Source organism: Escherichia sp. MOD1-EC7003, assembly GCF_002965065.1.
GTDB lineage: Bacteria > Pseudomonadota > Gammaproteobacteria > Enterobacterales > Enterobacteriaceae > Escherichia.
In genome coordinates, this window is sequence record NZ_PTRE01000075.1 from 17,325 (window position 1) to 33,267 (window position 15,943).

General features: G+C 53.0%; 10 protein-coding genes and 3 pseudogenes. 6 read left to right on the plus strand and 7 right to left on the minus strand.

Translation table 11 applies throughout. The annotated features are described in order from the left end of the window. Positions 1-5: 5 nt before the first annotated feature. The 4 genes and pseudogenes from A7090_RS14015 to pepE all read left to right on the plus strand — a co-directional run bounded on the left by A7090_RS14015 (position 6) and on the right by pepE (position 3,883). Positions 6-830, plus strand: coding sequence for a PTS system mannose/fructose/sorbose family transporter subunit IID (locus A7090_RS14015; protein ID WP_123056956.1), 825 nt, complete (start codon positions 6-8; stop codon positions 828-830). A 51-nt stretch (positions 831-881) separates the two neighbouring features. Next, a pseudogene (gene sorE / locus A7090_RS14020) lies at positions 882-2,110 on the plus strand (L-sorbose 1-phosphate reductase). Continuing rightward, positions 2,103-2,915 carry a shikimate 5-dehydrogenase gene (locus tag A7090_RS14025; protein ID WP_105274487.1) on the plus strand — a complete coding sequence of 271 codons (813 nt, stop codon included), beginning with the start codon at positions 2,103-2,105 and terminating at the stop codon, positions 2,913-2,915. Before sorE ends, A7090_RS14025 begins: the two are co-directional and overlap by 8 nt. Before the next feature lie 278 nt (positions 2,916-3,193). After that, positions 3,194-3,883, plus strand: coding sequence for a dipeptidase PepE (gene pepE, locus A7090_RS14030; RefSeq protein ID WP_105274488.1), 690 nt, complete (start codon positions 3,194-3,196; stop codon positions 3,881-3,883). A gap of 89 nt (positions 3,884-3,972) precedes the next feature. Here pepE and A7090_RS14035 read toward each other — a convergent pair whose 3' ends face one another. Continuing rightward, positions 3,973-5,604 carry a Na/Pi cotransporter family protein gene (locus tag A7090_RS14035; RefSeq protein ID WP_105274489.1) on the minus strand — a complete coding sequence of 544 codons (1,632 nt, stop codon included), beginning with the start codon at positions 5,602-5,604 and terminating at the stop codon, positions 3,973-3,975. A 219-nt stretch (positions 5,605-5,823) separates the two neighbouring features. Next, positions 5,824-9,507, minus strand: a complete 3,684-nt coding sequence (metH, locus tag A7090_RS14040; RefSeq protein WP_105274490.1) for a methionine synthase — start codon at positions 9,505-9,507, stop codon at positions 5,824-5,826. 199 nt (positions 9,508-9,706) lie between these two features. Here metH and iclR point away from each other — a divergent pair, with 199 nt between their 5' ends. Beyond that, positions 9,707-10,531, plus strand: a complete 825-nt coding sequence (gene iclR / locus A7090_RS14045; protein WP_105274491.1) for a glyoxylate bypass operon transcriptional repressor IclR — start codon at positions 9,707-9,709, stop codon at positions 10,529-10,531. Positions 10,532-10,547: 16 nt separating this feature from the next. On the opposite strand, the gene aceK is transcribed toward iclR, so the two are convergent. From aceK to metA, 4 genes and pseudogenes are all read right to left on the minus strand, one after another. Then, positions 10,548-12,272, minus strand: coding sequence for a bifunctional isocitrate dehydrogenase kinase/phosphatase (gene aceK / locus A7090_RS14050; protein WP_105274492.1), 1,725 nt, complete (start codon positions 12,270-12,272; stop codon positions 10,548-10,550). A gap of 116 nt (positions 12,273-12,388) precedes the next feature. Beyond that, positions 12,389-13,693, minus strand: coding sequence for an isocitrate lyase (gene aceA / locus A7090_RS14055; protein WP_000857856.1), 1,305 nt, complete (start codon positions 13,691-13,693; stop codon positions 12,389-12,391). Positions 13,694-13,733: 40 nt separating this feature from the next. After that, positions 13,734-14,045, minus strand: a pseudogene (locus A7090_RS14060) (malate synthase A); the annotation flags it as partial. A gap of 292 nt (positions 14,046-14,337) precedes the next feature. Continuing rightward, positions 14,338-15,267: a homoserine O-acetyltransferase MetA gene (metA, locus tag A7090_RS14065; RefSeq protein ID WP_001122783.1), complete on the minus strand. Its 930-nt coding sequence runs from the start codon at positions 15,265-15,267 to the stop codon at positions 14,338-14,340. A 156-nt stretch (positions 15,268-15,423) separates the two neighbouring features. On the opposite strand from metA, the pseudogene A7090_RS14070 reads away from it, so the two are divergent. After that, a pseudogene (locus A7090_RS14070) lies at positions 15,424-15,579 on the plus strand (acetyltransferase); the annotation flags it as partial. 55 nt (positions 15,580-15,634) lie between these two features. Here the strand turns inward: A7090_RS14070 and A7090_RS14075 are convergent. Beyond that, a partial coding sequence (locus A7090_RS14075) for an ATP-binding protein (protein WP_105274493.1) occupies positions 15,635-15,943 on the minus strand: 309 nt, incomplete at its 5' end.

A 15,943-nucleotide genomic window follows, 5' to 3' on the forward strand; every position in this document is an offset into this window, starting at 1 on the left:
CCATCATGGAACAGAGAAAAATTACACGCAGCGATCTGGTGAGCATGTTTCTGCGCTCCAACCTGCAACAGGCGTCCTTCAACTTTGAACGCATTCATGGGCTGGGCTTTTGCTACGACATGATCCCCGCTATCAAACGACTCTACCCATTAAAAGAGGATCAGGTTGCGGCGCTCAGGCGACACCTGGTGTTCTTCAATACCACGCCAGCCGTGTGTGGTCCGGTCATCGGCGTGACCGCCGCCATGGAAGAAGCGCGCGCCAACGGTGCAGAAATTGATGATGGCACCATTAACGGCATCAAAGTTGGCCTGATGGGCCCACTGGCCGGGGTCGGCGATCCGCTTGTGTGGGGAACCCTGCGCCCGATTACCGCCGCGTTCGGCGCCTCGCTGGCACTGTCCGGCAACATTCTTGGCCCGCTGCTGTTCTTCTTTATTTTCAACGCAGTGCGTCTGGCAATGAAGTGGTATGGCCTACAGCTCGGCTTTCGCAAAGGCGTGAATATCGTCAGCGACATGGGCGGGAATGTGCTGCAAAAACTGACTGAGGGCGCGTCAATTCTTGGCCTGTTTGTGATGGGCGTGCTGGTCACCAAATGGACGTCAATCAACGTGCCGCTGGTCGTCTCGCAAACACCTGCCGCAGACGGTTCTACCGTCACCATGACCGTGCAGAACATTCTTGACCAGCTCTGCCCTGGCCTGCTGGCGCTGGGTTTGACGTTGCTGATGGTGCGTTTGCTCAACAAAAAAATTAACCCTGTATGGCTGATCTTCGCCCTGTTTGGCTTAGGGATTATCGGCAATGCACTGGGCTTCCTGTCCTGATTCTTCGCCCCGGTGCGACTGCCGGGGCCATCGCTAAACATGAGGTGGTTTATGAAAACAACTGCTCTGCGTCTTTATGGCAAACGTGACCTGCGTCTGGAAACATTTGACCTTCCTGAAATGCAGGAAAATGAAATTCTGGCGACGGTCATCACTGACAGCCTGTGTCTTTCCTCCTGGAAAGAGGCCAATCTGGGCGAAAACCACAAAAAAGTGCCCGACGATGTGGCGACCAATCCCATCATCATCGGCCATGAATTTTGCGGCGATATTCTGGCCGTCGGTAAAAAGTGGCAGCACAAGTTCCGGCCCGGCCAGCGCTATGTGATTCAGGCCAACCTGCAACTGCCGGATCGCCCGGACTGCCCCGGCTACTCCTTCCCGTGGGTGGGCGGCGAAGCCACGCATGTGGTTATCCCAAATGAGGTCATGGAACAGGATTGCCTGCTGGCATACGAAGGCGAAACTTACTTTGAAGGCTCGCTGGTTGAACCGCTCTCCTGCGTGATTGGCGCATTCAACGCCAACTATCATCGCAGGAAGGCTCTTATAACCACACGATGGGGATTTACCCGCAAGGACGCACACTGATCCTCGGCGGCACCGGCCCGATGGGGCTTCTGGCGATCGATTATGCGCTGCATGGGCCGGTTAATCCGTCGCTGCTCGTCATTACCGATACTGACAACGATAAATTGAGTTATGCGCGGAAGCACTATCCATCAGAACCGCAAACGCTGATTCATTACCTCAATGCCGCCGATGCATCATTTGATACGTTAATGGCACTGAGCGGCGGTCACGGTTTCGATGATATTTTCGTCTTTGTCCCCAATGAAGGACTAGTGACTCTTGCCTCCTCCTTGCTGGCGACAGATGGTTGCCTGAATTTCTTCGCCGGGCCGCAGGATAAACTCTTCAGCGCACCGATTAATTTCTATGATGTGCATTATGCCTTTACCCATTACGTTGGCACGTCAGGCGGCAATACCGACGACATGCGCGCAGCGGTTAAACTGATCGAAGAGAAAAAAGTGCAGGCAGCAAAAGTGGTAACACATATTCTTGGGCTGAATGCTGCGGGCGAAACCACGCTTGAGTTACCTACTGTCGGCGGCGGGAAAAAGCTGGTGTATACCGGAAAATTCCTGCCGCTGACGTCACTCACGCAGATTCAGGATGAAGCCCTGGCGGCGATTTTGGCGCGTCATCAGGGGATCTGGTCCGGTGAGGCAGAGCAATATCTGCTCACTCATGCAGAGGCAATTAACCATGATTAATCGCGATACTCAACTCTGCATGTCGCTGGCTGGTCGCCCCGGCAACTTCGGCACACGTTTTCACAATTATCTGTATGAAACGCTGGGGCTGAATTTCATCTACAAAGCGTTCACCACACAGGATATTGAGGCGGCGGTGAAAGGTGTTCGCGCATTAGGTATTCGCGGCTGTGCTGTGTCGATGCCGTTTAAAGAAAGCTGTATGCCCTTTCTCGATGCTATCGATCCGTCGGCAAGGGTTATTGATTCTGTGAATACCATCGTGAATGACGACGGCAAGCTGACGGGATTTAACACTGACTACATCGCGGTGAAAAGCCTGATTATTCACCACCAGCTCAATACCACCAAACGGGTGATGATTCGTGGTAGTGGCGGCATGGGCAAAGCGGTAATTGCCGCCTTTCGCGACGCGGGGTTTACGGATGTCATCATCGCCGCCCGCAACCACGAGAGCGGCCCGGCGCTGGCGAAACAGTATGGCTTTCGGTGGCAACCACAGCCAGAAGGAATCGACTGCGACATTCTGGTTAACGTGACGCCTGTCGGCATGAGCGGTGGTAAAGAGAGCCATGAGCTGGCCTTTAGCGAGGCAATGATCTCTGCGGCAAGTATCGTTTTTGACGTCGTGGCATTGCCGCCGGAAACGCCGCTCATTCGCCTGGCGCAACAGCTTGATAAGCAGACAATCAGTGGCGCAGAGGTGATAGCCTTACAGGCCGTCGAACAATTCGCGATGTATACCGGCGTACGACCTGATGTGCAGCTGATTGCTGAAGCGGCACAATTTGCACGAGAAGGATAAGAAACATCAGTGCCTTAACGGGCGCTCAGATTGTTGGCAAAGTGCGCATTGTTCATGCCGGATGCGGCGTAAACGCCTTATCCGGCCTACAAAACCTCGAAAATTCAATATATTGCAATTATCCTGTAGGCCTGATAAGCGTAGCGCATCAGGCAATGCTGTGTTTGTCATCAGTCTCAGCGTCTGGTGCAATACGCAACATCGTGAGCCATGTCAGTAAGCGGTTAACATCACAGTGGTAGCATACCTCCCGAGATTTCTTACTAACCGGAGAAGTAATGGAACTGCTTTTATTGAGTAACTCGACGCTGCCGGGTAAAGCCTGGCTGGAACATGCGCTGCCGCTGATTGCTGAACAGTTGCAAGGGCGCCGTTCAGCGGTGTTTATCCCTTTCGCTGGCGTAACGCAGACCTGGGATGATTACACAGCGAAAACGGCTGCTGTTCTCGCTCCGCTGGGTGTTTCTGTCACCGGTATTCATAGCGTCACCGATCCCGTTGCCGCGATTGAAAATGCGGAAATTGTGATTGTCGGCGGCGGTAATACTTTCCAGTTGCTGAAACAGTGCCGCGAGCGCGGGCTGCTGGCACCAATTACTGACGTGGTTAAACGTGGCGAGCTGTATATTGGCTGGAGCGCAGGCGCTAACCTTGCTTGCCCAACCATTCGTACTACCAACGATATGCCGATTGTCGATCCACAAGGTTTCGATGCGCTGAATCTGTTCCCGCTGCAAATTAACCCGCACTTCACCAACGCGCTGCCGGAAGGCCATAAAGGTGAAACCCGTGAGCAGCGTATTCGCGAACTGCTGGTAGTCGCGCCAGAACTGACGATTATTGGTTTACCGGAAGGTAACTGGATCACGGTGAGTAAAGGTCACGCTACGCTGGGTGGCCCGAATACCACTTATGTGTTTAAGGCTGGTGAAGAAGCGGTTCCACTGGAAGCTGGACACCGTTTTTAAGTAAATTGCCGGATGCATCATCCGGCATCTTGTACATAGCGCCTGATGTGATGCTTTACGCGTCTTATCAGGCCTACAGGATCACGGTATTAATACTCGTCCCGCCCCTCATCTTCATCCGGCTGTTCCAGCACACTGTAAGCGACTGAACAAAACAGCGAGTTCAGGCGCTGCATGTCTCCCAGTAAGCCTAAATGTAGCGAACTGGTTTCAATGCTCTGCACGTTTTGCTGATGTAGGCGATCGACGTGAGCGTGGGAATAGCGGCGATTAAGAATGCGAAAACGATGCTTGCTGCGGCGCAAACGACGGGCACTGGTAACATCGCCAGAAAAGAAAACCGACATTGCCAGTTTTAAATTACTGAGCAATTGCTCATAGAGCGCATCCAGTTCCTTCAAGCCATCAAGCGAAAATGCTCGCCTTGCTGCCAGCGATTTGTCGGCAATTTCACTGCCCATGCGCTCGACGATATCGGAGGCTTGTTCAAGGTTGAGCGACATTTCAATAATCTCAGCCCAGCGACGCGACTCTTCCTCTGCCAGCTCTTCTTTTGGCATCCGCGCCAGATACAGCTTAATGGCGGTGTAGAGGACGTTGATATCATCAGCCAGCTTACGCAGCTCTTTCTCCTGCCGTGGCTCGCCGTGTATCACTTTATTCAGCCCTTCCATCATCTGTTCCATGGCGTCGCCAATGCGCAGGGTTTCGCGGGCGGCGTTCGCCAGAGCAAGCGTGGGCGTATCCAGCGCGCTGACATCCAGATGTTTGGGCCGTAGCTGGGTATCCAGTTCCGGTTCATCGCGAATAATCGTTTTGCAAAACCGTGCCATCGGGTCAACGAATGGCAGCATAACCAGGCAGCGTGCAAGGTTGTAGAAGACGTGGAAATAGATCACCAGCTCCGCTTTTGGCAATGACAACTTCCCCATTGTCTCTGCCAGCAAATGGACAAATGGCAGGATAATCAGGCTACCCACCAGCTTAAACAACAGACTACCCAGCGCGACACGGCGAGCTGCGGCATTGGCGGCACTGTTGTTGAGCATCGCCAGCAGGCCGGAGCCGAGGTTAGCACCAATCACCAGACACAGTGCCACGGGAAAGGAGATAATGCCTGCGGCGGTCAGAGTCGCGGTCAGCAGTACAGCAGCAAGGCTGGAGTAGCTGATAATGGCGAACATCGCGCCAATCAGCGCATCCAGCAGAATGTCTCCCGTCAGCGAGGCAAAAATAACCTGAACGCCGTTTGCCTGGGTGATCGGCGTTACGGCCTGCACAATCAATTCCAGCGCCAGTAAAATCAGCCCAAGACCAATACCGACGCGGCCCAGTTGCCCGGCGCGTGACTGTTTACGTCCGAGGAAAAAAATCACGCCGATAAAAATAAGTAACGGTGACAACCAGGATAAATCGAAGGTGAGAATACGCGCCATTAGCGCCGTCCCGACATCTGCACCCAGCACAATAACCAGAGCCGGTGCGAGGGCAACCAGATCCTGAGCAACGAAGGAGGTCACCAGCATGGTGGTGGCATTACTGCTCTGCACCAGTGCAGTAACACCAATCCCCGCGCAAAAGGCGAGCGGCTTCTTTTCGACGCTCCGGCTAAGGACCGTTCGCAGGCGCGCCCCGAAGACGCGCATTACGCCTGTTCGAACAATATGAGTCCCCCAGACCAACAGGGCGACGGCAGAAAGCAGGTGAAGCAGCGTTAACACGAGTTCAGGTTCTCCTTATCGTTATATGTTCCTGAAGCAATTAAATGCCCAAAGGACCGGAAACACGCTGACTGGCATCTTTATTGTGCCTTTTGGCATTCGTTTTTCCGGCTAAGATTATTCCAGCCTGATTCCAGTATAAGTGTTTCATATTAATAAAGAGACAGGGCACTCATTGAGCGCCCTGTTTGTTGTAAGGAAAAGTGACAGATTTGTGAATCAGTCCGCGTCATAGCCCAGATTCGGTGCCAGCCAGCGCTCAACATCAGCAACGCTCATACCTTTACGGCGGGCATAGTCTTCAACCTGGTCGCGCTGAATTTGCGCTACCGCGTAATACTTGCTGTCCGGATGACTGAAGTACCAACCCGAAACCGACGCACCAGGCCACATCGCGAAAGATTCCGTGAGTTTCATGCCGGTATGTTTTTCCACTTCCAGCAGCTCCCAAATGGTGGCTTTTTCCGTATGTTCCGGGCAGGCCGGGTAGCCCGGTGCCGGGCGGATACCCTGATAGTTTTCGCGGATCAGCTCTTCGTTGTTGAGGTTCTCGTTCGGCGCATAACCCCAGTAAACTTTGCGTACACGCTCATGGAGATACTCCGCAAAGGCTTCTGCCAGACGGTCAGCAAGCGCTTTCACCATGATTTTATTGTAATCATCGTGCTGTGCTTCGAAGGCATCAGCCAGTGCGTCCTCTTCCAGTCCACCAGTCACGGCAAATGCACCGATATAATCCGCTTTGCCAGATAGCTTCGGCGCAACGAAGTCAGCGAGACAGTAGTTAGCGAAGCCCGTTTTTTCGGTCTGTTGACGCAGATGGTAGCTGACGTTGATCACATGTGTACGCGTTTCGTCACGGTAGATTTCAATGTCATCGCCCACACGGTTTGCCGGGAACAGCCCCACCACGCCACGCGGGTTGAGCGTTTTTTCGGCGCTTAATTTATCCAACATGTCGTTGGCATCTTTGAACAGCCGCCGCGCCTCAACGCCGACCACTTCATCTTCCAGAATACGCGGATACTTCCCGGCAAGCGACCAGGTCATAAAGAACGGCGTCCAGTCGATGTAATTACGTAGCGTTTCGATACTGGCTTCAACTTCCTGCACGCCGAGACGATGCGCCACCGGCGGCGTGTAAGCCTGCCAGTCAAAAGCGAAATCATTATCGCGCGCCGCTTCCAGCGTGACTGGCGATGTGCGCGGTTTCTTGCGCCCGTGTTGAATACGCACGGTTTCGTACTCCTTGCGGATACGAGCAACAAAATCATCGTGCTGAGTGTCGGAAAGCAGCGCCGCCACCACACCAACGGTGCGTGAGGCGTTCTGCACATATACCGTCGGGCCGCTGTAGTTTTGCTCAATTTTCACCGCCGTGTGCGCTTTTGAGGTCGTTGCGCCGCCAATCAATAACGGAATGGTGAAGCCCTGACGCTCCATCTCTTTCGCCACGTTGACCATTTCGTCCAGCGATGGCGTGATCAATCCCGAAAGGCCAATCAAATCAGCATTCACTTCTTTGGCAGTGCGGAGGATTTTTTCCGCAGGCACCATCACGCCGAGATCGACAATTTCGTAATTGTTACATTGCAGCACCACACCAACGATATTTTTACCGATATCGTGGACGTCACCCTTCACTGTAGCGATCACCATCTTGCCGTTGGTTTTGCCCTGCTCTTTGCTGGCTTCAATAAACGGTTCGAGGTAGGCCACCGCCTGCTTCATCACGCGCGCCGATTTCACCACCTGTGGCAGGAACATTTTCCCTTCGCCAAACAGATCGCCGACCACGTTCATGCCGTCCATCAGCGGGCCTTCAATCACTTCAATCGGGCGTGTAGCCTGCTGGCGGGCTTCTTCGGTATCCTGCTCGATAAACTCGGTAATGCCTTTGACCAGCGAGTACTCCAGACGTTTATTCACTTCCCACGAGCGCCACTCTGCCTGCTGGGCGTTAGCGGTATCGTCGGTTTTGCTGCCGCGATATTGCTCGGCAAGCTCCAGTAAACGCTCGGTGCCATCGTCGCGACGATTGAGGATCACATCTTCTACCGCGTCGCGCAGCGACGTGGGCAAGTCGTCATAGATTGCCAGTTGCCCGGCGTTGACGATCCCCATATCCATACCGTTACGAATAGCGTAGTAGAGGAACACCGCGTGAATAGCTTCGCGCACCGGATCGTTGCCACGGAATGAGAAAGAAACGTTAGAAACACCGCCAGAAATCAGCGCATGCGGCAGTTCGCGTTTAATATCTTCACACGCGCCGATAAAGTCCTGCGCGTAATTGTTGTGCTCTTCAATGCCGGTGGCGACCGCGAAGATGTTCGGATCGAAGATGATATCTTCCGGCGGGAAGCCAACCTCTTCGGTGAGGATTTTGTACGCCCGACGGCAAATCTCGATTTTCCGTGCGCGGGTATCGGCCTGTCCCTGCTCGTCAAAGGCCATCACCACTACTGCCGCACCGTAGCGACGCAACAATTTCGCGTGATGGACAAAGGCATCGACGCCCTCTTTCATCGAGATAGAGTTAACAATGCCTTTACCCTGAATACACTTCAGACCTTTTTCAATGACGCCCCATTTTGAGGAGTCGATCATAATCGGCACGCGAGCAATATCCGGTTCACCGGCAATCAGATTGAGAAAACGCACCATCGCCGCTTCAGCGTCGAGCATCCCTTCATCCATATTGATATCGATAATCTGCGCGCCGTTTTCCACCTGCTGACGCGCCACATCCAGCGCCTCGCTGTATTTCTCTTCTTTAATCAGTCGTTTGAACTTAGCGGAACCGGTGACGTTAGTCCGTTCGCCCACGTTCACAAACAGGCTGTCGTCACCAATGTTCAGCGGCTCCAGGCCAGCCAAACGACAGGCAACGGGAATCTCTGGCAGTTTGCGCGGCGTTAATCCTTCTACAGCACGACTCATCGCTGCAATATGTTGTGGCGTGGTGCCGCAGCAGCCGCCGACGATATTGAGAAAGCCCGCTTGCGCCCATTCGCGTATCTGTTTTGCCATCATGTCGGCGTCGAGATCATATTCACCAAAGGCGTTGGGCAACCCGGCGTTCGGGTGCGCGGTGACATAGCATTCCGCAATCCGCGACAGCTCCTGCACGTACTGGCGTAGTTCGTCTGGCCCCAGTGCACAGTTCAGGCCAAAGGTCAGCGCTTCGGCGTGGCGCAATGAGTTGTAAAACGCTTCGGTTGTTTGTCCGGAGAGTGTGCGCCCGGAGGCGTCGGTGATGGTACCGGAGATCATAATCGGCAGCTCAACGTCCAGCGCTTCGAACTCCGTTTTCACCGCAAAGACCGCCGCTTTGGCGTTAAGGGTGTCGAAAACGGTTTCAATCAGGATCAGATCCGCGCCACCTTCCACCAGCGCTTTGGTAGACTCGCGATAGGCCGCCACCAGCTGGTCAAAAGTGATATTACGGAATGCCGGATCGTTTACGTCCGGAGAGATAGACGCCGTGCGGTTGGTCGGGCCGAGAACACCGGCAACGTAGCGCGGTTTCTCTGGCGTGCGGGCGGTCCACTCATCAGCACAGGCGCGCGCCAGTTTCGCCGCCGTAAAGTTGATTTCTGCCGACAGGGATTCCATCTGGTAATCCGCCATCGCAATAGTCGTGGAGTTGAAGGTGTTGGTTTCGATGATATCCGCGCCCGCTTCAAAGTAAGCGTTATGGATAGCGGCGATCACTTCCGGTTTACTGAGCACCAGCAGGTCGTTGTTGCCTTTCAGATCGCATGGCCAGTCGGCAAAGCGTTCACCACGAAAATCGGCTTCGTTCAGTCGATAGCTCTGGATCATGGTGCCCATACCGCCGTCCAGCACCAGAATACGTTCATTTAACTGCGCACGCAGTTGTTCCACTTTGCTGCTCACACTCGCTCCCGACACACTCAACCCAGAGTTAATAAAAATTCAACAAACCATACTGGCATAAACGCATCGGTGGTAAAAGCGACCACCACGCAACATGAGATTTGTTCAACATTAACTCATCGGATCAGTTCGGCAACTATTGCATTAGTCAATAATAAAAATGAAAATAGTTTCCACAATGCAGAAAAAGGAGGCTATCATGGTCGCACCCATTCCCACAAAACGCGGCAGAAAACCCGCCGTTGCCACCGCACCAGCGACTGGACAGGTTCAGTCTTTAACGCGTGGTCTGAAATTACTGGAGTGGATTGCCGAGTCCAATGGTAGTGTGGCGCTCACAGAGCTGGCACAGCAGGCCGGGTTACCCAATTCCACGACCCACCGCCTGCTAACCACGATGCAACAGCAGGGTTTCGTGCGTCAGGTCGGCGAACTGGGGCACTGGGCTATCGGTGCACATGCCTTTATGGTCGGCAGCAGCTTTCTCCAGAGCCGTAACTTGTCAGCGATTGTTCACCCTATCCTGCTCAATCTGATGGAAGAGTCTGGCGAAACGGTCAATATGGCGGTGCTTGATCAAAGCAATCACGAAGCGATTATTATCGACCAGGTACAGTGTCCCCACCTGATGCGGATGTCCGCGCCTATTGGCGGTAAATTACCTCTGCATGCTTCCGGTGCGGGCAAAGCCTTTTTAGCCCAACTGAGCGAAGAACAGGTGACGAAACTGCTGCACCGCAAAGGGCTACATGCCTATACCCACGCAACGCTGGTGTCTCCTGTGCATTTAAAAGAAGATCTCGCCCAAACGCGCAAACGGGGCTATTCATTTGATGATGAGGAACATGCGCTGGGGCTGCGTTGCCTCGCAGCATGTATTTTCGATGAGCACCGCGAACCGTTTGCCGCAATTTCTATTTCCGGGCCGATTTCACGTATTACCGATGACCGCGTGACTGAGTTTGGCGCGATGGTGATTAAAGCGGCGAAGGAGGTGACGCTGGCCTATGGCGGGATGCGGTGACATTTTCGCTTCTGATTTATACAAACCGAACGCTAAACCGCTGCCTGCGCCGATACGCATAAACGTCTTCCACATGTCCTTCACGGATGCGGTTTTGGAGTGCGCGCCAGTAGTCGGCACGGAACAGGTCGGCGTGCATCTCTTCAAACAGTGGCCCAATACGCGGATCGGCACATAACCAGTGACGGAACTCTTCCGGGAAAACATCGCCCGGCGAGACGCTGTACCAGGGTTCACTAGCCAGCTCGTCTTCCGGGTAGCGCGGCGGCGGGATATCGCGGAAATTCACTTCCGTCATGTAGCAAATTTCATCGTAATCATAAAACACCACGCGCCCGTGACGAGTGACACCAAAGTTTTTGAACAGCATGTCGCCTGGGAAAATATTGGCGGCGGCAAGCTGGCGAATAGCGTTACCGTACTCTTCAATGGCATCGCGCAGCTGCTGATTTTCCACTTGTTCCAGCCAGATATTGAGCGGCACCATCCGTCGCTCAATATAAAGATGGCGAATCACAATCTGTTCACCGAGATCGGTGATTTTTCCCGCTGCTTCCTGGAGCAGTAATTCCATCAATGCCGGGGAAATATGCCGCTTCTCCAGCACAAAGTTTTCAAACTCCTGGGTGTCTGCCATTCGGCCCACGCGATCGTGCTCTTTCACCAGTTGATAGCAGGCACGAACATGGGCCGCTGACATCTCTTTCTGCGGCGCGAACTTGTCTTTGATGACTTTGAATACCCGATCAAAGCCCGGCAGCGTAAACACCAACATCACCATCCCACGAATACCCGGTGCTTCAATGAACTGCTCATTACAACCCTGTAGATAAACGAGATATTCGCGGTAGCTTTCAGTTTTAGCGTGCTTCTGGCAGCCAATAGCCATGTACAATTCAGCGGTGGTTTTGCCTGGCAGAATTTCCCGTAGCCACTCGACCAACGCAGCGGGCAGCGGCGCATAAACCATAAAATAGGATCGCGCGAAGCCAAAGACGATGCTCGCTTCGGCGGTCGTCGTCAGGCAGGTATCAATAAATAACTCGCCGTCGTCCGTCTGGTGGATAGGTAGCAAGAAGGGCAACGTGCCGGAAGGTGTGATCAGTTTGCCCACCAGCCAGGCGGCTTTATTGCGGTAAAACAGTTCGTTCGCCACCTGTAAATGGCTTTCAGCGAGGTTGTCTTTCCCCAGCGTCTCGGTCAGATGGCGAATGAGGTAATGAATGTCACGGCTTTTATTCTGCCAGCGCAAACGCAGCGGCAGATCGCTGATCACTCGCATTAGCAGAGATTCCCAGCCGTGCTCGGGGTAGAAATCTTTCGCCAGCGGGCGCGGAATAGTACGAAAACGTCGCTCTGGCTGGGAGCTAAAGATAAAAAGCCGCTCGGGAGTAAGCGAGCGGTGATCAAATAACCGACAGTACACGGAGTTGAAAAAACTCTCCGCAATCTCGAAGCGCGGGTAATCCGGCAACAGCCGGGTGTAATGCTCTTTAACGCGCAGTAAAAATGCCGCGTCCGTGCTTTGGCCGTTGGTGATACAGCGCAATTGCTCCACGACCAGACCCACGTGATGGTCGTAAAGATGGATGCGGTTTTTCATCGCCTGCTGGACAGCATGCCAGTCGGCTTGTTCGAAACGCTGCTGCGCCCCGGAAGTCACTTCGAGGAATCGACCATACTGAGCGTCGAAGCCTTGCAAAATGGTTTGTGCAATCAGTAATTCCAGGCCACGCGGCATTTAGTGCCCTCATCAGGAGCAGAGAATTGCCTGATAAGACGCGCAAGCGTCGCATCAGGCGTTGATTGCCGGATGACGCCTTATCCGGCCTACAGTCAGCAACGTTTGTAGGTTGCTTAGAACTGCGATTCTTCAGTAGAACCTGTCAGTGCGGTCACCGACGACGTGCCGCCCTGAATAATGGTTGTCACTTTATCGAAATAGCCCGTCCCCACTTCCTGCTGGTGAGATACGAAGGTGTAGCCATCTTTCGCGGCAGCGAATTCCGGTTGCTGTACTTTCTCAACGTAGTGCTTCATACCTTCGCCTTGGGCATAGGCGTTTGCCAGGTCAAACATGTTGAACCACATGCTGTGGATGCCTGCCAGGGTGATGAACTGGAACTTGTAGCCCATATCCGACAGCTGCTGCTGGAAGCTGGCGATAGTTTTGTCGTCGAGATTTTTCTGCCAGTTGAACGATGGCGAGCAGTTATAAGCCAGCAGTTTGCCTGGGTATTTCGCGTGAATAGCTTGTGCAAAGCGACGCGCCAGTTCCAGATCCGGCGTGGAAGTTTCACACCAAACCAGGTCAGCATATGGCGCATACGCCAGGCCACGGCTGATCGCTTGCTCAATGCCTGCGTGAGTACGGAAGAAGCCTTCGCTGGTACGCTCGCCGGTAATGAATTCGCTGTCATACGGGTCGCAATCCGAGGTGATCAGATCTGCCGCATCGGCATCGGTACGAGCAACCAGCAGGGTTGGAACGCCCGTCACGTCGGCAGCCAGACGCGCAGCAACCAGTTTCTGAATAGCTTCCTGAGTCGGCACCAGCACTTTGCCGCCCATATGACCGCATTTCTTCACTGACGCCAGCTGATCTTCGAAGTGAACTGCCGCTGCACCGGCTTCAATCATCGCTTTCATCAGTTCAAAAGCATTCAGGACACCGCCAAAACCGGCTTCCGCATCGGCGACGATCGGCAGAAAATAATCGACATAGCGCGGATCGCCCGGTTCAATGCCAGCAGACCATTGGATCTGATCGGCACGGCGGAAGGTGTTATTGATCCGTTCCACTACAGCTGGCACCGAGTTTGCCGGGTAGAGCGACTGATCCGGATACATGCTGGCCGCCAGGTTAGCGTCTGCCGCTACCTGCCAGCCCGACAAGTAAACCGCTTCGATACCCGCTTTCGCCTGTTGCAGCGCCTGACCACCAGTCAGTGCACCAAGGCTGTTGATGTAGCCTTTTTTCGACTCACCGTGCAGCAGACGCCACATTTTCGCCGCGCCCAGCTGCGCCAGCGTGCATTCCGGATTGACTGAACCGCGTAATTTCACCACATCTTCCGCGCTGTACGGACGGGTAATGCCTTCCCAACGCGGTTGAGTCCACTCTTTCTGTAATTCTTCAATTTGTTGTGTACGAGTTTTCATGTGCAGATGCTCCATAGTTATGGGGTGGTTTACGCTAACAGGCGATAGCCTGGCAGGACTGGGTTTTCGGCAGATAGAAATAGGGACCGCTGCCTTTTGCCAACAGTGCCTGGTAGTTGTGGAAGAGATAGAGCGCAAAATCAAACAGGCTGCCAGGAATTGCTTCTCCGCGCCAGGTGACATGTTTTTCCGGCAAGTGCATACCGCGTACCCGACAAATCAAAACCGCTGGATTGGGCTTGAACTGATAAATTTTGCCAGCTTCATTGGTATAGCTGATGGCGCCGTTAACTGCATCACGCAGGTTAATTTGCCCCTCGATCACTTTGTTCCAGTCCGGGGCCAGCTCATCGGTTGTTGTTGCCTGTTCAGCCATCGTGCAGCTCCTCGTCATGGATCCGAAAACTTCCCCACAGTGGACGAAGGATCGTTGTGCGCTTTTCGTTCAGCACAACTAAGACTACTCATTTAAAATGCAAAATCAAAAACAATTTCCATTCTAAATAAAAATACGCATTAACTTATTGATAACAATATAAATAAAATTTATTCACCTGCTGAGGTGTGTTTCGGAAATAAAAAAGACACCCGAAGGTGCCTGTAGTAAGGTGCTGAATCGCTTAACGATCGATTATCACAGAAGATTAATCCAGCGTTGGATTCATGTGACGTAGATCGTATGGCGTGATCTGGTAGACGTAATAGTTAAGCCAGTTGGTAAACAGCAAATTACCGTGACTACGCCAGCTTGCCCGCGGTTTGTTTTGCGGATCATTGTGCGGGAAATAATTATACGGAACATCCGGATCTAGTCCGGCTTCCACATCGCGGAAATATTCCTGCGCCAGCGTTTGCGCATCGTATTCGGGATGGCCCGTCACAAAGGCAATGCGCTTATCTTTGCTGGCAAACAGATATGCGTCCCCTTCTTCCGTCTCTGCCAGAATTTCCAGATCGGTGTAATCACGAATCAACGCTGCCGGAAAGTCAGCATAGCGCGAATGTGGTGCCAGGAATGAATCATCAAAGCCACGCGTCAGAAGCGCATGAGGATGGAGAATATGATGCTCGTAAACGCCAGAGAGTTTGTCGGTGCGGGTTTGCTTAGGTATTCCGTAGAGGATATTGAGCGCGGCCTGTACCGCCCAGCAGACAAACAGCGTCGAGGTGACGTGATCTTTTGACCACTCCAGTACCTGTTTGATCTGTGGCCAGTAAGCGACGTCATTAAACTCCACCAGTCCCAACGGTGCACCGGTTACAATCAGACCGTCAAAATTCTGTTCCTGAATATCTTCAAAGTTACAGTAGAAGTTATTCAAATGCTCTGCGGGCGTGTTGCGCGATTCACGGGAATCGATGCGCAACAGCTGAATATCGACCTGCAAAGGCGAGTTTGAAAGCAGGCGCAGAAACTGGTTTTCAGTTTCGATCTTCTTCGGCATCAGGTTAAGGATAAGCACCTTTAACGGACGAATTTCCTGACCAGATGCGCGAGAAGTTGTCATCACAAAGACGTTTTCTTCACGCAAGAAATTGACGGCGGGTAGCTCGTCCGGCACACGAATCGGCATAACCTGATTACCTCACTACATACGCTTATACGTTTAGACATCCAGATAGCTGAAGATAACCAGGAAATTTGCCAATGTCGAGCCTGCATGTTGAAGGTGAGAAAGTTTCAAGGAAAAGGCTGCGTTAGAATATAAGAATGACTAAAAGGAGAGAAAATGGTTATTAGTATTCGCCGCTCACGGCATGAGGAAGGGGAGGAACTCGTTGCGATTTGGTGTCGTTCTGTCGATGCCACCCACGATTTTTTATCAGCAGAGTATCGGGCCGAACTGGAAGAGCTGGTGCGTTCCTTTCTGCCGGAAGCGCCGTTGTCAACGCCAAGATTATTGGCCGTTTTTCGCCATTTTTAATGTCCGCTATTGGTCATTAATGTTGTCCGCTTTCCGCCATTTCATCATCACTGATTGGCGTGGCGTTTTTTGCCAGCACTCCCGCTTTGCGTTTTTCCTTTAACCGGTAGCTTTCTCCTTTGATGTTCAGTGTGGTTGAGTGGTGGAGCAGTCGATCCAGGATTGCCGTTGCCAGCACGTTATCGCCGAACATCTCTCCCCAGTCGGCGAACCCTTTATTTGATGTCAGCACGATGCTCGCTTTTTCATATCGACGGTTCAGCAACCGGAAGAACTGACTGGCTTCCTCGCGGATCATCGGCAGATAGCCCATCTCATCCAGTAT

Excerpts from the sequence above, each read along its gene's own strand:
- metA (WP_001122783.1), bottom strand. The coding sequence starts at position 15,267 with ATGCCGATTCGTGTGCCGGACGAGCTACCCGCCGTCAATTTCTTGCGT.
- iclR (WP_105274491.1), top strand. The coding sequence starts at position 9,707 with ATGGTCGCACCCATTCCCACAAAACGCGGCAGAAAACCCGCCGTTGCC.
- aceA (WP_000857856.1), bottom strand. The coding sequence starts at position 13,693 with ATGAAAACTCGTACACAACAAATTGAAGAATTACAGAAAGAGTGGACT.
- aceK (WP_105274492.1), bottom strand. The coding sequence starts at position 12,272 with ATGCCGCGTGGCCTGGAATTACTGATTGCACAAACCATTTTGCAAGGC.
- A7090_RS14025 (WP_105274487.1), top strand. The coding sequence starts at position 2,103 with ATGATTAATCGCGATACTCAACTCTGCATGTCGCTGGCTGGTCGCCCC.
- A7090_RS14015 (WP_123056956.1), top strand. The coding sequence starts at position 6 with ATGGAACAGAGAAAAATTACACGCAGCGATCTGGTGAGCATGTTTCTG.
- pepE (WP_105274488.1), top strand. The coding sequence starts at position 3,194 with ATGGAACTGCTTTTATTGAGTAACTCGACGCTGCCGGGTAAAGCCTGG.